The sequence below is a fragment of the Massilia glaciei genome (assembly GCF_003011895.2).
Taxonomy (GTDB): Bacteria; Pseudomonadota; Gammaproteobacteria; order Burkholderiales; family Burkholderiaceae_D; genus Telluria_A; species Telluria_A glaciei.
In genome coordinates, this window is record NZ_PXWF02000341.1 from 13,514 (window position 1) to 38,098 (window position 24,585).

The 24,585-nt window shown below is 67.5% G+C and carries 15 protein-coding genes and 2 pseudogenes; 10 read left to right on the forward strand and 7 right to left on the reverse strand.

The annotated features are described in order from the left end of the window. The first annotated feature begins 56 nt into the window (after positions 1-56). From C7C56_RS27090 to C7C56_RS27115, 6 genes and pseudogenes are all read left to right on the forward strand, one after another. Complete coding sequence (locus C7C56_RS27090) at positions 57-905, forward strand: M15 family metallopeptidase (protein WP_229459031.1); 849 nt, start codon at positions 57-59, stop codon at positions 903-905. 47 nt (positions 906-952) lie between these two features. Then, complete coding sequence (locus tag C7C56_RS27095) at positions 953-1,216, forward strand: PAAR domain-containing protein (protein ID WP_106760445.1); 264 nt, start codon at positions 953-955, stop codon at positions 1,214-1,216. Positions 1,217-1,260: 44 nt separating this feature from the next. Then, entirely contained in the window at positions 1,261-2,637 is a 1,377-nt protein-coding gene (locus C7C56_RS27100) for a hypothetical protein (RefSeq protein ID WP_106760457.1), read from the forward strand. Positions 2,638-2,665: 28 nt separating this feature from the next. After that, positions 2,666-6,531, forward strand: a pseudogene (tssM, locus tag C7C56_RS30885) (type VI secretion system membrane subunit TssM). After that, positions 6,483-7,424 (forward strand): type VI secretion system-associated protein TagF, encoded by a 942-nt coding sequence (gene tagF / locus C7C56_RS27110; RefSeq protein ID WP_441295181.1) that lies wholly within the window; start codon positions 6,483-6,485, stop codon positions 7,422-7,424. Before tssM ends, tagF begins: the two are co-directional and overlap by 49 nt. Positions 7,425-7,426: 2 nt before the next feature. Then, positions 7,427-8,237, forward strand: a pseudogene (locus C7C56_RS27115) (OmpA family protein). Between the two features lie 59 nt (positions 8,238-8,296). Here the strand turns inward: C7C56_RS27115 and C7C56_RS27120 are convergent. The 4 genes from C7C56_RS27120 to C7C56_RS29230 are packed head-to-tail and all read right to left on the reverse strand — an operon-like array spanning position 8,297 to position 11,429. Beyond that, positions 8,297-8,788, reverse strand: coding sequence for an Hcp family type VI secretion system effector (locus C7C56_RS27120; RefSeq protein ID WP_106760447.1), 492 nt, complete (start codon positions 8,786-8,788; stop codon positions 8,297-8,299). A gap of 32 nt (positions 8,789-8,820) precedes the next feature. Further along, on the reverse strand, positions 8,821-10,311 hold the full coding sequence (gene tssC / locus C7C56_RS27125; RefSeq protein ID WP_106760448.1) for a type VI secretion system contractile sheath large subunit: 1,491 nt from the start codon (positions 10,309-10,311) through the stop codon (positions 8,821-8,823). A 1-nt stretch (position 10,312) separates the two neighbouring features. After that, a complete protein-coding gene (gene tssB, locus C7C56_RS27130) occupies positions 10,313-10,822 on the reverse strand; it encodes a type VI secretion system contractile sheath small subunit (RefSeq protein WP_106760449.1) in 510 nt (169 codons plus the stop codon). Between the two features lie 37 nt (positions 10,823-10,859). Further along, positions 10,860-11,429, reverse strand: a complete 570-nt coding sequence (locus tag C7C56_RS29230; protein WP_181373389.1) for an outer membrane protein assembly factor BamD — start codon at positions 11,427-11,429, stop codon at positions 10,860-10,862. Between the two features lie 244 nt (positions 11,430-11,673). On the opposite strand from C7C56_RS29230, the gene tssK reads away from it, so the two are divergent. Both tssK and icmH read left to right on the forward strand, forming a co-directional pair. Further along, positions 11,674-12,483 (forward strand): type VI secretion system baseplate subunit TssK, encoded by an 810-nt coding sequence (gene tssK / locus C7C56_RS27140; RefSeq protein WP_181373390.1) that lies wholly within the window; start codon positions 11,674-11,676, stop codon positions 12,481-12,483. 9 nt (positions 12,484-12,492) lie between these two features. Further along, entirely contained in the window at positions 12,493-13,263 is a 771-nt protein-coding gene (gene icmH / locus C7C56_RS27145; RefSeq protein WP_106760451.1) for a type IVB secretion system protein IcmH/DotU, read from the forward strand. Between the two features lie 85 nt (positions 13,264-13,348). On the opposite strand, the gene C7C56_RS27150 is transcribed toward icmH, so the two are convergent. From C7C56_RS27150 to C7C56_RS27160, 3 genes are read right to left on the reverse strand one after another with little or no spacing between them, the layout of a single operon-like run. After that, complete coding sequence (locus C7C56_RS27150) at positions 13,349-14,797, reverse strand: TIGR01777 family oxidoreductase (protein ID WP_229459033.1); 1,449 nt, start codon at positions 14,795-14,797, stop codon at positions 13,349-13,351. Continuing rightward, positions 14,794-15,420 carry a DUF4166 domain-containing protein gene (locus tag C7C56_RS27155; RefSeq protein WP_106760452.1) on the reverse strand — a complete coding sequence of 209 codons (627 nt, stop codon included), beginning with the start codon at positions 15,418-15,420 and terminating at the stop codon, positions 14,794-14,796. The genes C7C56_RS27150 and C7C56_RS27155 overlap by 4 nt, the downstream gene beginning before the upstream one ends. Continuing rightward, positions 15,417-15,962 (reverse strand): GbsR/MarR family transcriptional regulator, encoded by a 546-nt coding sequence (locus C7C56_RS27160; protein WP_106760453.1) that lies wholly within the window; start codon positions 15,960-15,962, stop codon positions 15,417-15,419. Before C7C56_RS27160 ends, C7C56_RS27155 begins: the two co-directional genes overlap by 4 nt. Before the next feature lie 189 nt (positions 15,963-16,151). Between C7C56_RS27160 and C7C56_RS27165 the strand changes: the two genes are divergently transcribed. Continuing rightward, positions 16,152-22,187 carry an alpha-2-macroglobulin family protein gene (locus C7C56_RS27165; protein ID WP_106760454.1) on the forward strand — a complete coding sequence of 2,012 codons (6,036 nt, stop codon included), beginning with the start codon at positions 16,152-16,154 and terminating at the stop codon, positions 22,185-22,187. Next, the gene (pbpC, locus tag C7C56_RS27170) at positions 22,184-24,493 is read left to right on the forward strand and encodes a penicillin-binding protein 1C (RefSeq protein ID WP_106760455.1); all 2,310 of its coding nucleotides are present in this window, start codon (positions 22,184-22,186) and stop codon (positions 24,491-24,493) included. The genes C7C56_RS27165 and pbpC overlap by 4 nt, the downstream gene beginning before the upstream one ends. The last annotated feature ends 92 nt before the right edge of the window (positions 24,494-24,585 follow it).

The window sequence follows — 24,585 nt, forward strand, 5'->3', positions numbered from 1 at the left end:
CCGATAGGAAATGATTTTTTAGCCATATTTCAGGATGTTGTTTCGATGAGGATCTTGTGCTGCTAATTGCGGTTGCCCTGTATTTTCTGCTGGCCTGCCTGGTGAGCTGGATGGTGCTTTTTCCCGCCGGGCGCGCCTTCGTGGTGCAAGCGCTGGCCGGGGCCGGGCAGCGCTTCCAGCAACGCCTGGGCCGCGCCGCACGCCGCAAGGAACAGGGCGTGGCCGCGTTGCGCCGATCGGGCGGCGCATCGCTACGCGGGGTTGGGGCAATTATCCGCCGCAAGTATCTTCTGTGCATTGGGGGTGCGCTGCTCATTTCGCTGCCCCCGCTGCTGGCACTGTTTGCCGGCAGAAAGACCGAGCTGGGGGGCTTCGACGTCTCCACGCGCGAGGTCAACGCCCAGGTCGCCGCCTTGCTCGAGGGCGAACATCTGGTGCCGCCGCCGGCGCTGCCGCCGCTCGCGTTCGCCACGGTCGAGCTGCAGCAGGAGCGCCCGATGCTGGTTTCGGCCAGCCGCGACTGGACCCGGATGAATGATGCCTATACGCAAAGGCTGTTGATGGTTTTCAAAATCATGAAGGAAAGGAACGGCTACGATATGGCAATTCTGGAAGGCTATCGCAGCCCCGAGCGCCAAAACGTGCTCGCCTCGATGGGCGCGAATGTGACCAACGCGGCCGCGTTCCAAAGCTGGCACCAATATGGCTTGGCCGCCGACTGCGCGTTTTTGCGCAACGGCAAAGTGGTCATCTCCGAGAAGGATCCCTGGGCGATGCGCGGTTACCTGCTGTATGGCGAAGTGGCCGAGTCGATGGGGCTGACCTGGGGCGGCCGCTGGAAGATGATGGATTTTGGCCACACCGAGCTGCGCCTGCCCGGCGTGATGAAACGATCAAGCAAGTAGCCCCCCAAATAGCACCCAAATAGCACCCACACCAGAACGGAGCGAACATGCCAGGACCTGTGATCAGATTGGGCGATAAAACCTCGCACGGCGGCGTCGTGCTCGAGGCCTCGACCCACAGCGACAGCGGCGGCATCGGCATCGCGCGCCTCGGCGACAAGGCGTCTTGCCCGATCCATGGCAACACCACCATCGCCAGCGGCGACATGACCATGCTGGTCGACGGCAAGCCGGTCGCGCGCAACGGCGACAAGACCGCCTGCGGCGCCCATCTGATCGCCAGCCAGCAGTCCACGCTCGACCAGGTCTGAGCGATGAGCGTCCACCTTCCCGCCCTGCGCGCGGTGCCGGTTTGATGCGCGGCTGGCTTGGCCGCACGCTGCCCGCCGCGGCCGTCGTCGGCCTGTGCTGGGGCGGCGCGATCTGGTACTGGCGCGCCACCAACCGTGCGCCGTCCACCTCCGACCTCGTCTCGTTCCTGCTGGTGCTGCCGCCGCTTGTGCTGCTGGCGCTCTGGCTTGGACGCAAACTGATCTCCCTGCAGGCGGCGCCGGCGATGGCGGTGCCGGCGGCCCAGCCGGCGCCGCCGCCGGCGCGCCCGGTGCCGCTGACGGTCGTCGCCACCGCCCTGCGCACGCCGCACGGCAGTGCGGTCGAGGAACTGGCCAAGGCGCTCGCCGCCAACGGGGCCGGCCCCGACCTCGACCCGGACCTGACCGACGACAACGGCTTCCCCGTGATTACCGCGCGCAGCGACGACGCCGCCGATCCGGCCATGCAGGAGGCGATCGCCGCGTGGCTCGAACTCAAAGCGGTGCCCGATCCGGATTTTAGCGATGAGCAGTTGCGCGCCCTGGTCCTCGGCGGCGCGGTGGTGGCCGAGCTGAGCGCGCGCGCCGCCGGGCACACCGCGATCGGCGAACCGTCGGCCCAGCCGCCGATGCTGCAAATCGTGCCGCTGTGGCAGGGCGGCTGGCGCCTCGAACAGCGCCTCGCGGCCGGAATGTGGTTCGGCCAGGTGGTAGGCATGAACGGCTGGCCGCCTGCGCGCATCGTGCTCGGCGCCGAGCAGGCGGCCGAGACGGCCGGCGCGCCCTCCGCGGCGCTGGCCCGGCTGGTGCGGCAGCACGCGCTCGACAACTCGCCGCTGCTCGCGCTGGTGCTGGCGTGCGGCTCGCACATCGGAGAGGGCAGCGTCCGCGCTTGGTCCGACAGCGCCGCGCTGTTCTGCGCCAGCCGCCCGCAAGGCCTGGTCCCGGGCGAAGGCGCGGCCGGCCTGCTGCTGGCAGACGCCGGCCAGGCGCGCCTGATCACAGACGAACCGCTTCTTCTGCTGCACAGCGCCGACGGCCGGCGCGACGACTCGGCCGACGGCGCGCGCCGTGTCGACGCCAAACTGCTGCGCGCGCTGGCGGGCAAGGTCATGGCCGACGCCGGGGCCGAGTTTTCCACGGTCGCCATGGTCGTCGCCGACACCGGCCACCGCAACAGCCGGGTCACGGAACTGATGGACACGGCGCGCCACGCCCTGCCCCAGCTCGACCAGAGCGAGGACGTGATCAGGGTCGCGGCCGGCTGCGGCAGCTGCGGCGCCGTGCCATTCATGAGCGCACTGGTGCTGGCGCACCACCACGCGGGCGCACTCGCCGCCCCCGTGCTTTGCTTTAGCAACGAAGATCCGCACCACCGCAGCGCGGCCCTGATCGGCCCCGCCGCCCCGGCCCTGTCCTGATGCACACCCTACCGAGGCACCGACGATGATGCGAACCATCTGGCACTTCCTGACAGCACGCATCAGCCTGGTCGTCATCGGCTGGCTGGCACTTGCCGTCCTCCCGCTGCTTGGCGCATCGCTGCCGCAGGTGCCGCGGGTCTGGGCCTGGGGCGCGCTCGCGCTGGCGCTCGCATTCGGCGCGATGGTCTGGCTGTCGCGCCGCCACAGGCGCCGGCGCGACGCCGCGCTGCTGGGCAGCATGCTGGAACAGCAGATCCGCGCGCCGGCGGCGAAGGCCGATCCGGCCCAGCGCCAGGAACACGATGTTATCGCCAAGCGCATGCTCGATGCGATCGCCACGATCAAGGGCTCGAAACTGGGCCAGTTGTCGGGCGACGCGGCGCTCTACGAGCTGCCCTGGTATCTGGTCATCGGCAATCCGGCCGCCGGCAAAAGCACCGCGATCGCCAGTTCGGGCCTGCAGTTCCCTTTCGCCGACTGCAAAGTCGTGCAGGGCGTGGGCGGCACCCGCAATTGCGACTGGTATTTCACGACCGACGGCATCCTGCTCGACACGGCCGGCCGCTATTCGGTCGGCGACGAAGACCGCGCCGAATGGTTCGGCTTTCTGAGCCTGCTGAAAAAGCACCGCAAGAAGGCGCCGATCAACGGCGTCATCATCGCCGTCAGCATCGCCGAACTGACCGGCAACCGTCCCGAATTCGCGATCGATCTGGCCAAGAATTTGCGCCAGCGCGTGCAGGAGCTGACCGAACGGCTCGAAGTGCACGCGCCGGTCTACATCATGTTCACCAAGGCCGACCTGATCACCGGCTTCAACGAGTTCTTCCAGGACAGCGAGCTCGGTGAGCGCGACCGCGTCTGGGGCGCCACCCTGCCCTACGGCCGGAGCACCACCAGCTTGCAGGTGCTGAACCAGTTCGACACCCGTTTCGACGAGCTGTACGACGGCCTCAAGGACCTGAGCCAGGCCAGCATGGCGCTGCAGCAGCAAGGAGCGCATGCCGCCCGGCGTGTTCACCTTCCCGCTCGAATTCTCGACCATCAAAACGCCGCTGCGCGCCTTCATCGCCACGCTGTTCGAAGAAAACCCGTTCCAGTTCAAGCCCGTGTTCCGCGGCTTCTACTTCACCAGCGCGCTACAGTCGGGCGAATCGGTGTCGGCCTCGTCGCAACGCGTGGCGCAGCGCTTCGACATCGAGCTGCAACCGCAGGAGCAAGCGCAAGCACACGAGCAACAGGGCTATTTTTTGCTCAACCTGTTCCGCAAGGTGATCTTCGCCGACAAGGACCTGGTCGCCCAATACGCGAGCCCGGCCAAAATGCGCCTGCGCTACGCCGCCTTTTTTGCCGCCACCGCCTTCGTCGGCCTGGCCCTTGGCGGCTGGAGCTGGTCGTACATGGGCAACCGCCAGCTGGTCGCCGAGGTGCAGGCCGACTTCGACGAGGCCGTCAGGATCCAGCAAAACCGCCCCGACCTGCAATCGCGCTTCGAGGCGCTGCAGATCCTGCAAAAGCGCATCGAACAGCTCGAAAAATACCGCAGCGGCCGGCCCCTGTCGCTGAGCCTCGGCCTGTACCAGGGCGACCTGCTCGAACGCAAACTGCGCGATGAGTACTTCAGCGGCGTGGGCGAGATCATGCTCAAGCCGGTCGGCGGCGCGCTCGAAGCCTTCCTCGCGCAAGTCAACAGCGGTGCCGGACAGCTCCAGCAGGCCGACGCCCCAGTGGCGGCAAGCGCGCCGCCAGCCGGCAACGGCGCCCAGGCATTCAATGACGCGTCGCCGGCCGATGTCGAAAACGCCTACAAGGCGCTCAAGACCTACCTCATGCTCGGCGATAAGGCGCGCGCCGAGGGCGGCCACCTCTACGAGCAGCTGACCCGCTTCTGGCGTGGCTGGCTCGACGCCAACCGCGGCGGCATGCCGCGCGAGCTGATGATCCGCAGCGCCGAACGCACCCTCTCGTTCTACCTGGCCCAGATCGACGACAGCGCGTGGCCGCGGATCGAGACCAGGCGGGACCTGGTCGAGCAGACCCGCGACAAGCTGCGCAAGGTGCTGCCCGGCGTGCCGGCGCGGGAGCCGCGTGTATGCCGACATCAAGGCGCGCGCCGCCACCCGCTTCCCGTCGATGACGGTGGCGCGCGTCATCGGCGGCCAGGACAAGGAACTGGTACTTGGCAGCCACGCGATCCCGGGCAGCTTCACGCGCGAGGCGTGGGAGGGCTTCGTCAAAGACGCGTTGCGCGACGCCGCCAACGGCGAACTGCAAAGCGCCGACTGGGTGCTCAAGACCGCATCGAAAGACGACCTGACGCTCGAAGGCAGCCCGGAGCAGATCCAGAAGGCGCTGGCCGAGCTGTATAAGAACGAATACGCCAAAGAGTGGGCCAAGTTCGTCCGGGGCGTGGCCATCCGCGAGTTCAATGGGTTCGAGGACGCGGCCGCGGCGATGAGCCGGCTGGGCGATCCGCAGACCTCGCCGATCAACAAGCTGATAACGACCGTCCATCAACAGACCTCGTGGGACAACCCGTCATTGGTCGGCGCCGGCCCGACCCGTGCCAACCGCGGCTTCAAGGTCTGGTTCAACGAGGCCGTCATGCGGCGCACCCCGGCCCCGCTCAAGGCCGGCATGGGCGGCGCGGCCACCGGCGCCGCCCCGGTCACGGCGTCCTCGATGCCGCAGGGCCCGGTCGGGCGCGCCTTCTCTGGGGTGGCGCAACTGGTCGTCAGCCGCGACCGCGACGCCTCGCTCATGCGCGGCTACATGGAGGCGTTGTCGAAACTGCGCACGCGCTTCAACACCATCAAGAACCAGGGCGACACCGGCCCCGGCGCCAAGCAGTTCATGCAGCAGACGCTCGACGGCAGCGGCTCGGAGCTGGCCGACGCGCTCAAGTACGTCGACGAGCAGATGCTGGTCGGGATGAGCGACCAGCAAAGGCAGAGCCTGCGCCCGCTGCTGGTGCGCCCGCTGATGCAGACCTTCGCCGTGATCGTCAAGCCGGCCGAGCTTGAGATCAACAAGGTGTGGACGGCGCAGGTGCTGGCCCCTTTCGGAAAAAACCTCGCGCCCAAATTTCCGTTCACGTCCAACGCCCGAATCGAGGCCAGCGACGCCGAGGTGGGCGCCGTGTTCGGGCCCGACGGCGCTATCGCCAAGTTCTTCGACGCCACCATGGGGCCGCTGGTGGTGCGCCGCGGCGACACCATGTCGGCGCGCACCTGGGCCAACATGGGCATCACGCTGGCGCCGGCGGTCACGGGCGGCTTTCCGGCCTGGGTCGCGCCGCTGGCCGCCGGCGGCGTGGCCAATCCGCCCGCCGCGAGTGGCGGCTGGGCGCGCACCATGTTCGACCTGCAGGCGCTGGGCGCGGTGGGGGCCGCCGAATACACGATCGAGATCGACGGCCAGTCGCTGCGCTGGCGCGGCCAGCCGCAGCCGTGGGTGCACATGTCGTGGCCCAACGCGCAGGGCGCTCCGGGTTCGCGCATCACCGCCATCAGGCCCGATGGGCGCACCGTGGTGCTGCTCAGCGAACCGGGCCGCCAGGGCCTCAAGAAGATGGTCGAAGCGGCAAAGCGAAAGCGCAAGGACGGCGGCATATTCGAACTGGCCTGGGACAATGCCGGTGTGGTCGTGACGGCCAACCTGAAGATCCTCGGCAGCGCCGCCCCGGCGCCGGCGGCGGCGCCCTCCCAGGGGTTCCGCAACCTGCGCCTGCCGCAGGCGATCACCGCTGCCGCGCCCCCGCCGACGGCGGTGGCGGTGGCCGGCGCGGGAGCCCAGCCATGAACCGCGCCGCCTCGCCCACCACGATCTGCTACTTCGGCAAGATCCCCAGCCGCGCCGACTTCGTCAAGGCCAGCGACAACCTGGCGCTGACGCAGGTGCTCGACGACTGGCTGGCCAAGGCGATGGAGCTGCTTAGCACCGACGCGCGCTGGAAAATTAACTACGACGCCCAGGCGCCGCTGCATTTCGCCTTCGTCGGCCCGCGCAGCAAGCGCGCGATCGCCGGCCACATCGTCACCAGCAGCGACCAGTCGCACCGGCGCTTCCCGTTCCTGATGGTGAGCACGATCGAGGTCGACGACCCGGCCGGCTTCGTCGGCAACGGTCCGCTGGTGCTGTCGCGCCTGTGGACCCGCTGCGAGGCGCTCACCGCGGCGGTGCTGGCCGCGCCCGATCCGGCGCTGCCGCTGCAGGCGGTCGCCAACACCCTGATCGAACTCGATCTGCGTTCGGCCGCCTACAACGCCGCCTTCAACGACTTCCTCGAGCTGCAAAGCGTCGGCTCGCTCGAGGCGATGCTGGCGCAGGCCGGCTTCGCCGGTTCGGTGCGCCAGTTGCTGCTGGCGATGGGCCTGCTGCTGCAGCCGGTGCTGGCGAGCAGTTCGAGCCGGCTCGAGAAAAGCCTGGTGCTGCCGCTGCCGGCCGACCCGATGTACCGCTACCTGGTGGCCGCCTTCTGGATGCACCTGATCACCCCGTTCCTGGTGCGCGCCGGCTTCGAGCTGGCCGTCTGCGTGACCCGGCTGCAGGACCGTCCGACGCTGGTGGTCGGCTTCAGCGGCGCCTCGGCCGCCACGCTGCAGGCGATCATCGATCCGCAAGCCGCGCTCGAGCGCCACATCACCTTCGACGACTTGTCGTGGGTCGACGACCAGGTCGACGCCGACTACGCGATCCAGAAGGTGTCGGCCTATCTCAAACAACCGTCGCTATCCCTCAAATCGGCGCACGACTCGCTGCGCCTGGCCTTCATCGGAAGCTGATCATGCGCCCCACACCGCCGCCCGCCCCCGCCCACCTCGCCCTCCCCCTCGCCCCCGTCCTCGCCCTCGTGTTCGCCCTGGCCGGTGCCGACCTGCGCGCCCAGGCGCCGGCGGCGGCGCCCGGCCAAGTGGTCGCCAGCGGCACCGTGCCGGACGAGTCGGGCAAGGCGGCGATCCTGGCGCGCCTGCGCGAACTGTACGGCCCCGAACGGGTGGTCGACCAGATCGCCGTCGGCCAGGTGGCGCTGCCGGCCAACTGGAACGGCTACGTGCAAAAGCTGATCGGCCCCAACCTCAGGCAGATCAGCCGCGGCGCCCTGACCATCGACGGCAGCGTCGTCAGCGTGCGCGGCGAGGTGGCCAACGAGGCGCAGCGCCAGAAGATCGCCAGCGACATCGCCACCAGCCTCAATCCGACCTACACCGTCAACAACGCCCTGCGCGTGGCCGCCGGCGGACAAGAAATGCTGAACCGCACGTTGGCCGACCGCACCATCGAATTCGACAGCGGCAAGACCACCATCACCGCGGCGGGGCGCGCCATCCTAAACGAGATGGCCGCGGCCATGCAAACGCTCAAGGGCCGCCGGATCGCGCTGATCGGGCACACCGACGACCGCGGCCTGCGCAAGCGCCAACCTGGCCCTGAGCCAGGCGCGGGCCGAGGCGGTGCGGCTCTACCTGGGCGAGCGCGGCATCGACGCCGGCGCGATCGACGCCTCGGGCGAAGGCGCGGCGCGCCCGATCGCCGGCAATGACACGCCCGAGGGCCGGGCGCGCAACCGCCGCATCGAATTCAAGCTCGAACAATAGGGGCGCAAACGAAAAAAAAATCCGCGGCCCGGGGGCCGCGGATGTTCGGGGTGCGCGCGTCAAACGGTCTTGTTGGTGGCCAGGTCCCAGCCGCCGGAGGTGTTGCCGCCCGAGCCGCCGTTGACCTTTTGCTGGGTGTACTTCCACTTGACCTTGGAGTATTTGAGCGACATGTTCTCGCTGAGGATGTCGCCCTGCAGCACGCCGGGCTGCACCTTGCTGATCAAGACGTTCTCGAGTTCGATTTCGAAATACTTGATGCGCTCGCCTTTGCCGTCGGCGCGCATGAACTCGATCTTGGCCTTGGGGATCGTCTTGCCGGACGAGCAGTTTTGCAGCAGCAAGGGCGTCGCCAGGTCTGCCAGCTTGGCCACTACGATGTCCTTGTGTTCGCAACGCTCGGCGGTGTGGCCGCCGCCGGTCGAGGCGGTGGCCGATTTCGGCTGCAGCACTTCCCAATTGACCGATTTGCATTCGATCCAATCCTTGTGGGTCGTGTCGGTGGACTCACCCTTGATACCGTCGATTTGCAGATATACGTCGATTGCCATGTTAATCCTTTTGAGGTTGATGGAGGGTTGACTTACGATTTGGTCGACTGCGGCAGCTCCGCGACCAAACGGAGGGAAACGGATAACTCGTCGAGCTGGAAATGCGGACGCAGGAACGAGACGGCGCGGTAGACGCCGGGCCGGCCCGGCACCTCCGACACCTGCACCGACGCCTCGCGCAGCGGGAACTGGGCCTTTTGCTCCTGGCTGGCGTTATCGTCGAGCAGCACGTACTGCATCAGCCAGCGGTTCAGGAATTCCTCGACGTTGGAGGCGGCGGCGAAGCTGCCGATTTTGTCGCGCATCATCGCCTTCATGTAATGGGCGATGCGCGAGACGGCGAAGATGTACTGCAACTGGGCCGACAGCGAGGCGTTGGCGTTGGCCGATTCGGAGCCGTATTTCTTCGCCTTCTGCGCCGACTGGGCCCCGAAGAACGCGGCGTAATCGGTGTTTTTGCAATGGACCAGCGAGATGAAACCGAGGTCCGAGAGCTCCTTTTCGCGCCGGTCCGTGATCGCGATCTCGGTCGGGCACTTGAGCGCGACCTCGCCCTCGTCGGTCTTGAAGGTGTGGGTCGGCAGGTCCTCGACCAGGCCGCCGCCCTCGACCCCGCGGATCGCCGCGCACCAGCCGAAATCCTCGAACGCGCCGGTCAGCTTGGTGCCGAAGGCGTAGGCGGCGTTGCACCACAAATACTCGCGGTGGTCGCTGCCGTCGACCGCCTCGACGAAATTGAAGCCCTCGGTGGTCGCCCCCGAGACCGGGTGGAACGGCTGGCGCCCCAAAAAGCGCGGCAGCGTCAAGCCCACGTAACGGGAATCCTCGGACTCGCGGAAACTCTTCCACTTCGCGTATTCGACCGTGTCGAACACCTTCGACAGGTCGCGCGGTTTGCCCAGGTCGTCGAAGGTCTCGAGCCCGAACAATTCGGGCGAGGCGGCCGAGATGAACGGCGCGTGCGCGGCCGCCGACACGTGCGACATCTGCTCGATCAGGTACATGTCCTCGGGCTGGCGGCTGATCTCGAAGTCGCCCAGCAGGGCGCCGAACGGGGCCCCGCCGAAGGTGCCGAACTCCTCCTCGTAGATCTTCTTGAACATCGTGCTCTGGTCGAATTCGAACGCGCTCTGGAAGTCCTTGACGAGCTCGCGCTTGGTCGCGTTGAGCACCTTGATCTTGAGGTTGGCGCTGGTCGCGGTGTTCTTGACGAGGTAATTGAGGCCGGTCCAGCTGCTCTCGAGCTTTTGGAATTCGGGCGCGTGCATGATGGCGCTGAGCTGGCGCGAGATCATGCGGTCCAATTCGGCCACGCGCGCGTCGATGGTGCTGGCCAGGTTGTCCGAGACCACCACCGTGCCCTCGAGCACCTGGCTGACGAGCTCGGAGATCAGGTCCCTGGCGCGCGCATGCTCGGTGTGCGACTTGGCCACCTTGCTTTGCTCGACGATCTGGTCGAGCAGGCCCGCCTCCTCCATCCCTCCGGCGCCGGCGCCGCTGTCTGTCATCGCTTGTGCGCTCATGTCACTCCTTCGCGCCGGCGCTTTGCTGGCCGAGCGCGGCCAGCTTCTCGGTGTTGCCGAGCACTTCGTTGAGGATGTCCTCGAGCTTGTCGTTGCCGGCGATCTTGTTGCGCAGGTCGGCCAGCTTGGTGCGCGCCTCGAGCAGCTTGCGCAGCGGCGCCACCTGTTCCACCACCGCCTCGGGGCGGAAGTCGGCCATCGAGGTGAAGGTGAGCTCGACCGGGAACTGGGTGCCGCCGCCGCCGAGCGCGTTCTCCACCCGGAACGCGGTGCGCGGTTCGATACCCTTCATGACCTCGTCAAAATTGTCGGCGTCGATGCCGACGAATTTGCGGTCCTTGAGGCGCTTTTGCTCGAGCGCCGAATTGGCGCCGAAGTCGCCGACCACGCCCATCACAAAGGGCAGCTCCTTGTTTTCGGTGGCGTCGCCGATCTCGACGTCGTACGTCATCTGAACCCTGGGCGGACGCACCTTCTGCAGCCGCTTTTGCACACTCTCGCGTTTGGACATGGGACTCCCCTTGGGTGAAGAAAAATACATTCGCTTGCTATTTCAGTCCCTCGAAGGGATCGTTGCGCGATGGCGGGGGCGCGGGCAACGGCTTTTTCACCTTGACCGACTTTGGCGTCGGCCCCGAGTCGTGCGCGGGGATCAGCACCGATTCACCGAGGCTCTCGCGCAGCAGCTTGGCCAGCTCCTGCGATTCGGTGCGCAGCGAGCCTTGCAGATTGTTCTGGCGGCTCAGGTCGGCCAGCGCGCGGGTGGCCAGGCGCAGGCCGCTGATGGCGATGATGCTGTAGGCCTTGCTGTCGTTGGGGTCGCGCACCAGCACCTCCTGCGCGTTGACGATCGCCTCCCCATACTGTCCGGCGTCATAGCGCATCTGCGCCAAGCGCACCCACGGGTATTTATCGGCGGGGTAGGCCGCCGCCGCCCGCTTCCACAGCGAACTTGCTTGTTCGTTCTGGCCGCTGCCGGCCGCCGACGACGCGCCCGACATCAGCTGCGCCAAGGTCGGCGGCGGGGCGACCTGTTTTTTCTCCATACTGCCGCACGCGCCGAGGGCCAGGACGCAGGCGGCCGCACCCATCAATTGCTTGCAAGTATTTACGCTCATAATATTGACCTTTAGTTAAGAGTGCATTAATGCTAATCCGCCGGAAAGTTTTAATCAACGCGAAAAACTTATCATTTACTTAAACTTGCTACGCATCAAATGAATTCTACTGTAAAGAATTTTTCTTTCATTCTGTGAATTGTTGACGCATCGCATGTATCGAATAGTTAGGCGGGACCCGCCCGTCCGGCGGACGCTATTCTTGAGAACCAACCGGATTTTCTTGAGCGGAAAGGAAAACCACATGCCACATACGAACAAGCTCGCATCGGCTGAACGGGGGCCGCCGCGGCAGCACGGGAAGTTCCACGCGCACCGGCCCAACGCCTGGGGCGTGCGCCACCTGCTGGTCGAGCGCGAAGCGCTGCTGCAAGGCCGCCTGCGCATCGAGCAACTATCGCTTATCTTCGAAGATGGAAAATTACTCGACGCGCCGAGCGCGAACGCCCTGCCCGATGTGATCGAACTGGGCCGGCTGGCGCAGACGCGGCAGGCGCTCACGCTGCATGCGGCCTGGAACGGCACGGGCGCGGCGCGGCTGCTGCCCGAACCCGAGCCGCGCGACGCTGGCCGCACGCTTGCGCTGCTGCGCGTGCGGCGCCTCGCCAACGGCGGCTTCGAACTCGATCCCGCCTTCGTGCCACCGAGCCTGACGGTGCACGGCGCGCCGGCGCTGCTGCTGCACCTGCGCTGCCTGATCGACACGCTGCAGGCGAATGTGGACGCGCTGCACGCGCACCAGCACACGCCCGGCAGGCATGCCGGACAGATCCGTTGCGGCGGCATGTCGACCTTCAGGCTGTTGCACACGGCCAGCTCGGCGCTGGCCTCGCTGTCCTATTATTTCCACCACCCGGGCCTGCATCCGGAACGCCTGCACGCCCAGTTGGTGGGGCTGGCCGTGTCGCTCAAGGGCTTGTCGACGCTTGGCAGCCTCGACGATGTGCCCGCCTACGACCACGGCTGCCCGGGCCCGTGCTTCGCCAAACTGCACCTGATTATCTGCAAGCTGCTCGACAGCGCCATGTCCCCCATAAACGACTGCACCGCCTGAGGAACGCCCATGAATGCAAGCAACCCGCCGTCCCTGTTCCAAGGCGCCTCCGGCGCCGCGCCCGCCGCCCCGGCCTGCGCCCACTCCCTGCTCGACCTGATGTACGACGGCTTCATCGCCCTGTTCATGCTCAAAAACGGCAGCGGCCCCAAGGACAATGCCGGCTTCGTGAGCAAAATGACCTCGTTCCTCGACGAATTCACACGCAACGCCAAAAAACAGCAGGCCGAGGCCGACGACATCGACGCCGCCAAGTACGCGTTCTGCGCGGCGATCGACGAGATCGTATTGCGCTCGCCCTACACCATCCGCGACGAATGGCAGCGGCGCCCGCTGCAACTACTCTTGTTCGGCGACCAGTTGGCCGGGGAGAATTTTTTCCACCGGCTCGAAAACCTGCGCGCGCGCGGCAGCGCCCATCTGCAGGCGCTCGAGATTTTCCACATGTGCCTGTTGTTCGGTTTCGAGGGGCGCTACACGCTCGAGGGTCCCGAAAAACTGAACTACCTGACGGCGCGCCTGGGCGACGAGATCGCGAAAATGAAGGGCAAGAGCGCCGCCTTCGCGCCGCACGCCGAGCGGCCCGACCAGATCCGAAACAAATTGCGCAACAACACGCCCGTCTGGGTGCTGTGCTCGCTGTTCGGCCTGATCTGCTCGCTCGCCTATCTCGGCATGCGCACCTCGCTGGCCAAGACCACCGACACCCAGCTGCTGGCCTACAACGATGTCGTCAAGCTGGCCCCGCGCGCGGCCAACCTGACCATCACCCTGCCATAAAAACCAAGGATGCCGAAGCTACCAGCAGCCTGCCGGGCTTAGGGAGTCGAAGCGAAACGGTCGAAGCAAAAAAACGCCGGGTTAGTTAGGCCAGCGCCCGCAGCGCCGCCTGCAGGCCCGGATACCGGAACACAAAACCGCCCTGCGTCAGTCGTTCGGGCGCGACCCGCTGCCCCTCGAGCAACAAATCGGACTGCTCACCCATGCCCAGGCGCATCGGAAAGGCCGGCGTCGGCATCCGGCAGGGCCGCCCCAGCACCCCCGCCGCGGTCCGGCTAAATTGCAACTGGGTGACGCTGTCGGGCGCCGTGAAGTTGTACGCGCCATTGGCCCCGGTCCCCCACAAGTGGGCGATTGCGCGCAACACGTCGTCGACGTGGATCCACGACAGCCATTGGCTGCCCCTGCCCAGGCGCCCGCCGAATCCGAGCTTGATCGGCAGCAGCATCATCGGCAGCGGCCCCTGCTCGCCGAACACCACGCCCAGGCGCATGCACGCCACGCGCACGCCGTGGGCGCGCGCCGCGCCGGCGGCGGCCTCCCATTCGCGGCACAGGTCCGACATGAAAATCGGCTGCGCGGCGCTGTCCTCGGTCAGCACGCGCTCATCGCCGGGCGCCTGGATGCCGTAGTAGCCGATCGCCGAGGCCGACAACAACAGCGCCGGCTTGTGCTCGGCGCGCCCGATCCATCCCACCAGCGCCTGCGTGAGCCCGACCCTGCTGCGGCGCAGAGCGGCCTTGCGCGCCTCGCTCCAGCGCCAGCCCAGGATGCGCGCGCCGGCCAGGTTGATCACGACGTCGAAACGCCGGGCCGCGGGCAGCTCATCCATGCTGGCGACGCATTGCACCTTTCCATCGAACAGCCATGCCGCCTGCCGCGGGCCGCGCGTCAGGATGGTCAACTGGTGGCCGTCGGCAAGCAAGGCGCGCACCAGTTTTTGCCCGATGAAGCCGGTGGCGCCGGTCAGCAGCACCTGCTGCGCGCGCCCGCCAAAGCGCAGCGGCGGCGCGCCGGCGGCGCGCCGCGCCAATCGCCCATGGTGGAAATAGGCAAAACCGTCGCGCACGCCCGAGATGCCGACCCCGACCCCGCACAACACCAAAAAAGCGCCGAGCAAGCCGTTCGGCTGCCACACGAAGGCGCTAGGCAACTGCATCCAAGCGATGGCGTTGATCGCGAGCAGCGCCATGACGGCGCCGCCGTTAAGGGTCAGCAGGGTATGCGTGACGCGTTCGGTCCAGGGCAGCAGCCGGGTCCGGTCCTCGACCACGAAATCCCACAGCGTCAGCGCGATCTCGACGCCAAACACGAGCAGCAGCACCACCGCCCACACCCCATGCCAGGCCCAGAACGCCATGCCGACGAACATGAAGAAGTAGATCACCGAGCGCAGCGAATGGATCGCCAACTCCAGCCGCGCGCTCGCGCGTCCCGGCAAGGCTTCGGTCAGTTCGTGGTGGTACAGGGTGTCGTAGGCGCCCAGGCAGCCCTGGAGCGCCATCAGTTGCAGCGCGAGCAGATAGGTGTTCACGACGCGACCTCCCGGAACACGCCGACTTGGGTGAAGGTGGTGCCGAACAGCGCGTGCCGGATCTCGATCCGGATGTCGAACTGTTGCGCGTTGTTGTTGCGGTGGCAAAGGAAGGTCTTGCCCGGCGTGAGCAGCCCGGGCAGCGCAATGCGCAACCCGAACACCTCCCAAAAGTAGCCGTCGCTGCGAAAGTGCAGGTTGCCGTCCTCGACATGCAGCAGCAGCTTCATGCCGAGGCCCATGCCGACATACTCGAGCACCTCGCCCTTCTCGCTTTCGCGCATGAACGAGGTGAACTGGATCGGCTTGCGCCCGTTGAGGCGGTAGATGCGCTGCTTGAAGATCGATGCGCAGCCGGGCTTGGAATAGACCTCGATGTCGACCGGGAAGTTGGCGTCGTTGTACGGGATCAGCGCGCCGTCGATCAGCGGCATGGTCAGCAATCCGAACAGGCGTCCCAGGCGCGAGCAGCGCAGCTCGCTCAACTGCCCGGTGTAGCGCAGCGGCCTGCCCGGCGCCGGGTTCTGGTCGAAGCGCAGCCGGATGTCGGGATGCAGATCGCCCCAGCGCGGCCCGAGTATCCTCTTGAACAGCTCGCCTTCGGACGGGATGACGGCGCTCATGCGTCCGCCCCGCCGTCGTCGGGTCCGAGGAAGCGGGCGACCTTGCCGCCCATCTTGAGCAGGTTTTTGACGGCCACCGGCGACATGTGCTTGTAATCGTCGTAGGTGCTGCTTAGCAACTCGAGCAGCGCGAGCACATCGTTCATGCGCGCAAGCGAGGCCGGCTCGAGCGCCGCGTCCTGCCCGCCGTCGATCGCGCATTCGCGCAGCAGCGTCAGGGTCGGGTCGATCTCGCGCCGCTTGCGCTCCTCGACGATGATGCGCGAAATCTCCCACACGTCCTGCAGCGCGACAAAATGGTCGCGCCGGTCGCCCATCAGGTGGGTCACGCGGATCAATCCCCAGCTTTGCAGCTCTTTGAGGCTGTTGCTCACGTTCGAGCGCGCCACGGTCAGCGCTTCGGCGATGTCCTCGGCCGGCAACGGCGCGTTGGCCAGGAACAGCAGCGCATGGATCTGGGCCACGGTGCGGTTGACGCCCCAGCGGGCGCCCATCTCGCCCCAGTGCAGGATGAATTTTTGCGCAGTCGGGCTCAGGGCCATATTTCTCTCTTTTCTTTAGATTCTGTCGTGACAGAAATTAAATCCCGATTGGACGCAAGTGTCAATCGATTTCCCTCAAAAACCCACGCCGGCGCTAATTTTTTGGCAACTTCCGTCTATATAATGTTTCTCTGAATTATTCTCAGCAACAAGGCCCCCGTCCCGCCCCATCCTCCTCAAAGGTAAAGAATGAACAAGCTGAACGCCGCCGTAGCCCGTTTTGCCATCGCAGTCTGGGCGGGCATGCTCCTCGTGCTGCGCCCGGCCGGGCGGATCCTGGCCGCGCTGTTCGGCAGCTGGCAGGCGCCCGCGTGGGCGCCGCGCGCGCGCGCGCGGCTCGCGCCGTCGGGCCGCCTGGCCGGCAGGCAGCCGGCGGCGCTCCTGCTGGCAGTGCTGATCGGCCTCGGCGTGCTGGCCGCGCCAATGCTCAAGAACGTCGACTGGCAGGCCAGGTTCGACACGCTCAAGAGCGTGCAGCCCGACCGCCCCGCGGTGCTCGCGTCCGACATCGTGGTGACCAATCCGGCGCGCACCGCGATCGAAGACAACGGCAAACCGCATCCGGCCGTGCTGACGTTCCAGGTGTCGGCCGCGCCGCTGTCGCAGGTCGGCAAGGAGGCCGCCGACATCGGCATGGCGCCGGCGCTGGCCGGCAAATGGACCTGGGCGAGCGCGACCCGGCTCGAATTCACGCCCGCCGAGGACTGGCCGGTCGGCGTCGTGTACCAGGTCACGCTGGGCGCCAAATCGCTCGCGCCGCACGTCAAGGCCGACCGCGCGGCGAGCTTCAGTTCGCCCGGGTTCGTACTGACGGTGGGCGAGGCGAGCTTTTACCAGGACCCGGTGCAGCTCAACCTGCGCAAGGCGGTCTTTGCGATCGGCTTCTCGCACCCGGTCGACCCCGACAGCCTCGAACGGCGCCTCAAGCTCGCCCTTGAGGGCGGCGCCGGGCTGTTCGCCAAGCCGGGCGACATCGACAAGCTCACCGTCACCTACGACAAGCTGCGCCTGAACGCGACCGTCCATTCCGAGCCGCTCGCCATTCCGGCCGATACCGTGGCCCTGAAGCTGACCGTCGGCTCCGGCGTCAAGGCCCAGCGCGGCGGCCAGGCCACGGGCGACGACAGCGCCAAGGCGCTGGCGATTCCCGGCTTGTACAACCTCGACGTGGCCGAATTGAACCAGCTGATCGTCACCAACGACAGCGGCGAACCCGAAAACATCCTGCAGATCACGACCGGGATGCCGGTCCACGAGAAGGAGATGGCGCGCGCGGTCAATGCCTGGCTGCTGCCGCTCAAGCGCCCCGGCGCCGACGCAGACGACGCCGACGCCAAGGTCTGGAGCGACCCGGCCAGCGTGACCGACGCGGTGCTCGCGCAGTCGGCCAAGGTGCCGCTTTTGTCCACCCCGGCCGAGCGCGAGATCCGCGAGGGCCACGCGTTCAAGTTCGTCGCCGAACCGGGACGCTACCTGCTGGTGCGCATCCAGAAGGGGCTCAAGTCGGCCGGCGGCTACCAACTGGGCGCCGCGCGCGACGAGGTGCTGCGCGTCAAACGCTCGGCGCCGGAGCTGTCGATCATGAGCAAGGGCTCGCTGCTGGCCCTGTCGGGCGAGAAGAAGCTGCCGCTGCTGCTGCGCGACCTGCCCGGCGTGCGCATCGAGATCGGGCGCCTGCTGCCGCAGCAGCTCCAGCACCTGGTGACGCAGAGCGACGGCGACATGACCAAGCCCGAATTCTATGCCGGCATCACGCCCGACAGCCTGACCGAACGCTTCGAGCGCGAAATCGCGCTCAATCTCAAGCCCGGCAAAACCCACTACGAGGCGATCGATTTCTCCGACTACCTGCGCGCCGATTCGGGCGAGCGGCGCGGCATCTTCATCGTCACGGCGCAGGGCTACGACCCGGCCAACAAGAGCGCCGCCGGCGAGACCGACCAGCGCCGCAACGACCACGAATACGAGGGGGACGGCGAAGGCGCGGGCGAAGGCGAGGAGCCCGAGGTCGACCCGGGCAAGATGCGCGACCGCCGCCTGGTGATCGTGACCGACCTCGGCATCGTCTCGAAAAAGGCGGTCGACGGCGCGCGCGACGTCTACGTGCAGTCGATCCACGACGGCAGCGGCACGGCCGGCGCCAGCGTCGAGGTCTGGGGCAAGAACGGCGCCATCCTGGTCAGCAAACTGACCGACGCCACCGGCGTGGCCAGGCTGCCGACGCTGGCCGCCTTCACGCGCGAAAAATCGCCGGCCGTGATGGTGGTGCGCAAGGACGGCGACATGAGCTTCTTGCCGCTCAATCGCGACGACCGCACCCTCGACGTCTCGCGCTTCGACGTCGGCGGCATCCATGCCAGCGAAGTGCCCAACCAGGTGCAGGCCTACCTGTTCTCGGACCGCGGCATCTACCGCCCGGGCGACACCATCAATGTCGGCATCGTCGCCAAGTCGATGGGCTGGAACCAGAAGCTGGCCGACCTGCCGGTCGAGGCCGAGGTGATCGACGCGCGCGGCCTGGTCGTGCGCCGCCAGAAGTTCAAGCTCGGCGCCGGCGGCATGGCCGAGTTTTCGCACGCCACCCAGGACAGCTCCCCAACCGGCAATTTCACGATCAACCTCAATCTGGGGCGCGACACCGGCAGCGCCACGCCCGGCACGACCGAGGCGCCGGCGCTGCAGCTGGGCACCCTGACGGTGAAGGTGCAGGAGTTCATGCCCGACCGGACCAAGGTCACGGCGCGCCTGTCGCGCCAGTCCGACGAGGGCTGGGTCACGCCGCAGGAGCTGGGCGCGACGGTCAACGTGCAGAACCTGTTCGGCACGCCCGCCCCGCAACGCCGAGTCGAAGCCCAATTGACGCTGTCGCCGGCCCACCCGTCGTTCGCCAGCCACCCCGGCTACGCGTTCTTCGACCCGGCGCGCGCCAACGAGAAGTTCCAGGACACATTGGCCGTGGCCACCACCGACGCCCAGGGCAACGCCACGCTGCCGCTCGGCCTGCAGCGCTATGCGCAGGCGACCTACCAGTTGCACCTGCTGGTCAAGGCGTTCGAGCCCGAGGGCGGACGCAGCGTGGCGGCCGAAGCGGCGGCGCTGGTGTCGGACCGGCCCTACCTGGTCGGCTACAAGACCGACGGCGAGCTCGGTTATGTGGGCCGCAACAGCGTGCGCAACGTGTCGTTCATCGCGATCGACCCCAAGGCCAAGCGCGTGGCGGTCGACCAACTCAGGCTGCTGCGCATCGAGCGGCGCGTGGTGTCGGTGCTGACCAAGCAGCACAACGGCCTGTACAAATACGAGTCGCGCGGCACCGAGACGGTGCTCGGCGAGAGCGCGTTCGCGATCGCCGCCGGCGGCGCCAAAACGGCCTTGTCGACCCAGACGCCGGGCAATTTCTCGTACGCGCTGCGCGACGCGCGGGGCTTGACGCTGGCGCGTGTCGACTACAGCGTGGCCGGCACCGGCAACGTCTCGCGTACGCTCGACCGCAACGCCGAGCTGCAGATGTCGCTCAGTAAAAAAGACTACGCCCCCGGCGAGGAGATCGAAATGAGCATCCGCGCGCCGTACACCGGCGCCGGCCTGATCACGATCGAGCGCGACCGGGTGTACGCCCACAAATGGTTCCGCGCCGGCGCCACCGCATCGGTCCAGAAGATCGCCCTGCCGAAGGATTTCGAGGGCAACGGCTACGTGTCGGTGCAGTTCGCGCGCGACATCGGCTCCGACGAGATCTATATGAGTCCGATGAGCCACGGCGTGGTGCCGTTCGTGACCAGCCTGGCCAGGCGCACCAACCCGGTCGTGCTGAAGGCGACCCCGATGGTCAAGCCGGGCCAGCCGGTCAAGATCACGCTGACGTCGAAGGCGCCGGCGCGCGCGATCGTGTTCGCGGTCGACGAGGGCATTTTGCAGGTGGCGCGCTACCAGGCGCCGGACCCGCTCAAGTTCTTCTTCCAGAAGCGCGCGCTCGAGGTGAGCACCCAGCAGACGCTCGACCTGATCCTGCCCGAGTTTAAAAAGCTCATGGGCGCGGCCGCGCCCGGCGGGGACGCCGAGGGCATGCTGGGCAAGAACCTGAACCCGTTCAAGCGCAAGACCGACAAGCCGGTGGTCTGGTGGTCGGGCATCGTCGAGGTCGACGGCACCAGGGAATTTTCCTATACGCCGCCCGAAAACTTCAACGGCAGCCTGCGCGTGATGGCGATCGTGATCAACGAAGACACCGCCGCCAGCGCGGCGACCGCGACAACCGTGCGCGGCGATTTGATCCTGCTGCCGAACGTGCCGATCGCGATGACCCCGGGCGACGAGGTCGAAATCGGCGTCGGCGTGGCCAACAACACCAAGGGCTCGGGCCAAGACGCGCCGGTCACGCTGACCTTGAGCGTGTCGGCCGGCCTCGAGGTGGTCGGCGGCGCGCAGCAGGCGCTCAAAATCAGCGAACGCTCGGAGGGCTCGGCCAAATTCATCGTGCGCGCCAAAGCGGCCGACAAGGCGGTGCTCGGCCCGGCCAACGTGGTGTTCACCGCGAAAACCGGCGTGGCCAGCGCGCGCCTGTCGACCGGCGTGAGCGTGCGTCCGGCCTCGGCCTACGTGACGCTGGTGCAGACCGGTTTGTTCAAGGGCAGCGGCAGCATCAGCGCGCAGGGCGACATGTACCCGAATTTAAAGCGCAGCGTGGCGGCGGTCTCGCCGTCGCCGTGGGCCTTCACCAGCGGCATGCTGCAATACCTCGAAGTCTACCCGCATGGCTGCACCGAGCAGATCACCAGCCAGACCTTCCCGGCGGTGGTGGTCGGCACCCAGCCCGCGCTGGCCGCAGAGCTGCTCAAGCGCGCCAGCGCCGGCGCCAGCGTGCCCGATCCGGCCAAGACGCTCGAGCGCTATCTGGCGCTGGTGCGCGCGCGCCAGGGCGCCGACGGCGGTTTCGCGGCGTGGCCGGGCGGCCCGTCCGACCTGTTCTCGACCACCTACGTGGCCAACCTGCTGGTCGAGGCCAAGGAGCGCCACATGGCGGTCCCGAACGACCTGCTGTCGCGCGCCAACGGGTTCATGCAGAACAAACTGGTCGACGCCGCGAACCACAGCTACGAATGGCGCACGCAGGCCTACGCGGCCTATCTGCTCACGCGGCAGGGCGTGGTGACCACCGCCGCCCTGACCAACCTGCGCGAGGCGCACCGCAAGAACATCGAACGCGCGGTCAAGGCCGAAGACAAGCAAAAAGTCAGGCGCGACCTCGGCGCGGTCTACCTCGCGGCCAGCTACCAGCTGCAAAAGCAGGAGCAGCTGGCCCGGGAACTGGCCGATCCGGCATTTTCCAACCTGCGGGTCGAGCGCGACCACCGCAAATCGTGGCACTGGGAGTACTACTACGATCCGCTGGTGCACGACGCCGTCGTGGTCGCGCTCATGGCGCGCCACTTCCCATCGCGGATCGCCGAGCTGCCGAAGAACCACTGGGAACGCATGGCCAGGGTCGTGCGCGACGGCTACTACCAAAGCCATTCGGCCGCGTCGATCATGCTCTCGGTCGACGCCTACGCGCGCGCGGCGTCGCAGTCGGCGGCGGGCAAGGTCGGCATGGCGGCGATCGACGCCAAGGGCGTGGCCACCGCGCTGGCGATTCCGGCCGAACTGGCGCTGGCCAAGTTCGCGCTGCCGCCCGGCACCGCCAAGGTCAGGCTCACCAACGACGGCGAGCTGCCCCTGTTCTATTCGTGGGCCGAATCGGGCTACGAGCGCGCGCTGCCGAAAGAGGCCAAGTCGCAGGGCATGGAGATCATCCACGAATTCCTCGACGCCGCGGGCAAGGTCGTCACGGAAGCGAAGCTGGGCGAGGAAATCACCGTCCGCGTGCGGGTGCGCGCGCTCGACCGGCCCATGCTGGCGCAGGTGGCGCTGGTCGACCTGCTGCCGGGCGGGCTCGAGCCGGTGCTCACCTCGCCGTCCGACACCGACGCGCCCGACACGCCGCTGTGGCGCCGCCGGCTCGGTGGCAGCAGCACCTGGTCGATCGACTACGCCGACATCCGCGAAGACCGCGTCATCTTCTATGGCAACGTCTCGAGCGAGCTGACCGAGGTGACCTACAAGGTGCGCGCCACCAATGTGGGCACCTTCGTGGTGCCGGCGGCCTATGGCGAGGCGATGTACGAGCACCGCGTGTTCGCGCGCTCGGCCGGCGGCAGCTTCAAAGTGGTGCCAGCGGCGCAATGATCGTGGCCGCACGCCGGCGCGCCCGCGGGCGCCTGCTGCTCCCGCTCGCCTGCGCGGCGGCGCTGCTGGCGCTGCCGCGCGTGCTGCCCAAGCCCGCGCTGCGGGACGCGTTCGCGTCGTCGCGCAGCGTCACCGCGGCCGACGGCGAGCTGCTGCGCCTGACGCTGGCGCGCGACGAGCAGTACCGACTCTGGACGCCGATCTCCGAGGTCGCGCCCGTGCTGCAGGAGGCGGTGCTGCTGTACGAGGACCGCTGGTTCCACTGGCACCCGGGCGTCAATGCGTGGGCGCTGGCGCGCGCCGGCGTGGCCAGCGCGACCGGCGGGCGCCGCATCGGCGCCTCCACCATCACCATGCAGCTGGCGCGCCGGATCTACCATATCGACAGCCGCAGCATCGGCGGAAAACTCAAGCAGGCCCTGGCCGCGCTCTGGCTCGAACTGCGCTACAGCAAACGCGACATCCTCGAAGCCTATCTTAACGCGGCGCCCTACGGCGGCAACGTCGAGGGCGTCGGCGCGGCCAGCCTGACCTACTGGCGCAAGCCTGCGCGCGCGCTGTCGGTGCCCGAGGCGCTCAACCTGGCGGTGATTCCGCAAAACCCGCGCAAGCGACTGGCAGACAGCGCGCGCGGGGCCGAACCCGACGCGCTGGTGGCCGCGCGCGCGCGCCTCGCGGCGCTGTGGGTCGCGCGCCACCCGCAGGACGCGCGCTTTGCCAATCCGGCGGTGCTGGCGGTGCCGTTTAAGAATCGCAGCACCCTGCCCTTCGCCGCGCCGCACGCGGTCGACCACCTGCTGCGCACATCGCGCGCGCGCCAGATCCAGTCGACCATCGAGCCCAAGGTGCAGCGCCTGGCCGAGCGGGTGCTGGCCGACTACGTCAAGTCGCAATCTAGCCGCGGCATCGTGAACGCGACCGCGCTGCTGCTCGACAGCTCCACCATGGAGGTCAAGGCGATGGTCGGCTCGGCCGACTACCGCAACGCCGCCATCGCCGGCCAGGTCAACGGCGTGTACGCGCGCCGCTCACCCGGCTCGACGCTCAAGCCGTTCATCTACGCGCAGGCGCTCGACCAGGGCCTGATCCACAGCGCCTCGATCCTCAAGGACACGGCCAGCAATTTCGGCGCCTTCGCGCCCGAGAATTTCGACGGCCGCTTCAGCGGTCCGATCCCCGCGCACGAGGCGCTGATCCGCAGCCGCAACGTGCCCGCCGTGGACCTGGCCTCGCGCCTGGCCAAACCCGGCCTGTATGACTTTTTGAAGATGGCCGGGGTGCAGAAGCTGGCGTCCGAGGCGCACTACGGGCTCGCGCTGGCGCTCGGCGGCGCCGAACTGTCGATGGAGGAGCTGGCGCAGTTGTACGCGATGCTGCCCAACGAGGGCCGCTGGCAGCCCATGACTCTCGAGAAAGGCGCAGGCGCCGCGGCCAGGGCGGTGACCTTGATCAGCCCCGAAGCGGCCTTCATCACGCTCGAAATGCTGCGCCAGACGCCGCGGCCCGACACCTTCGCGCCGGCCCGGCCCGCCATCGCCTGGAAGACCGGCACCTCGTGGGGCTTCCGCGACGCCTGGACCGCCGGCGTGTTCGGGCGCCACGTGCTGGTGGTGTGGGTCGGGCACTTCGACGGGAGGAGCAACCCGGCCTTCATCGGCATCGAGGCGGCGGCACCGCTGTTCCTGCGCATCGTCGACGCCATACGCGCCGAAAAGCTCGATCCGGGCCAGATGGCCGGCGGGCAGCCGCCGAAGCTGAAAAAAATCGCCGTGTGCGCCGCCAGCGGCGACCTGCCCAATGCCGAATGCCCGGTCACGGCGCCGGCCTGGTTCATCGAGGGCAAGTCGCCGGTCAGGCAGAGCACCTTGCACAGGACCGTGCTGGTCGACATTCGCAGCGGGCGGCTCGCCTGCGCGCCAGGGCCGCACACGCGCGCCGAGGTGTTCGAGTACTGGCCGTCGGACATGCTGGCCCTGTTCAAGTCGGCCGGCATGCCGCTGCGGGCGCCGCCGGGCGGCGAATGCGTGGCCGGCGCCGGCATCGACGGCGGGCCGCACATCGTCACGCCCCTGCGCGGGGTGACGCATCTGCAGCGCTTCGACCGGCGCGAGCCGCTGCTGCTGCGGGCCGAAGCGGGCAGCTCCGGCAAGCTGCTGTGGTTCGCCGCCGATTCGCTATTGGGCGGCACGAAGCCGGGGGAGGCACTTTCGTGGACGCCGCCGCGCACTGGAATTTATGTGCTCAGGGTGGTTGATGAGAGGGGTTTGGCGGACAGACGCGAGGTGGTGGTCGAGGCGGCCGAATAGAGAACAACCCAAACTTGGCGGCAGAAATCGCCCGCCCCCTCTCTCTCTTTCTCTTTCTCTCTCTCTCTCTCTCTCTCTCTCTCTCTCTCTCT

Bases quoted from the DNA above. Each gene is read 5' to 3' on its own strand.
- tssC (WP_106760448.1), bottom strand. From the start codon at position 10,311: ATGAGCGCACAAGCGATGACAGACAGCGGCGCCGGCGCCGGAGGGATG.
- C7C56_RS27100 (WP_106760457.1), top strand. From the start codon at position 1,261: ATGCGCGGCTGGCTTGGCCGCACGCTGCCCGCCGCGGCCGTCGTCGGC.
- icmH (WP_106760451.1), top strand. From the start codon at position 12,493: ATGAATGCAAGCAACCCGCCGTCCCTGTTCCAAGGCGCCTCCGGCGCC.
- tssB (WP_106760449.1), bottom strand. From the start codon at position 10,822: ATGTCCAAACGCGAGAGTGTGCAAAAGCGGCTGCAGAAGGTGCGTCCG.
- C7C56_RS27165 (WP_106760454.1), top strand. From the start codon at position 16,152: ATGAACAAGCTGAACGCCGCCGTAGCCCGTTTTGCCATCGCAGTCTGG.
- tssK (WP_181373390.1), top strand. From the start codon at position 11,674: ATGCCACATACGAACAAGCTCGCATCGGCTGAACGGGGGCCGCCGCGG.
- C7C56_RS27160 (WP_106760453.1), bottom strand. From the start codon at position 15,962: ATGGCCCTGAGCCCGACTGCGCAAAAATTCATCCTGCACTGGGGCGAG.
- C7C56_RS27095 (WP_106760445.1), top strand. From the start codon at position 953: ATGCCAGGACCTGTGATCAGATTGGGCGATAAAACCTCGCACGGCGGC.
- C7C56_RS27155 (WP_106760452.1), bottom strand. From the start codon at position 15,420: ATGAGCGCCGTCATCCCGTCCGAAGGCGAGCTGTTCAAGAGGATACTC.
- pbpC (WP_106760455.1), top strand. From the start codon at position 22,184: ATGATCGTGGCCGCACGCCGGCGCGCCCGCGGGCGCCTGCTGCTCCCG.
- C7C56_RS29230 (WP_181373389.1), bottom strand. From the start codon at position 11,429: ATGAGCGTAAATACTTGCAAGCAATTGATGGGTGCGGCCGCCTGCGTC.
- C7C56_RS27120 (WP_106760447.1), bottom strand. From the start codon at position 8,788: ATGGCAATCGACGTATATCTGCAAATCGACGGTATCAAGGGTGAGTCC.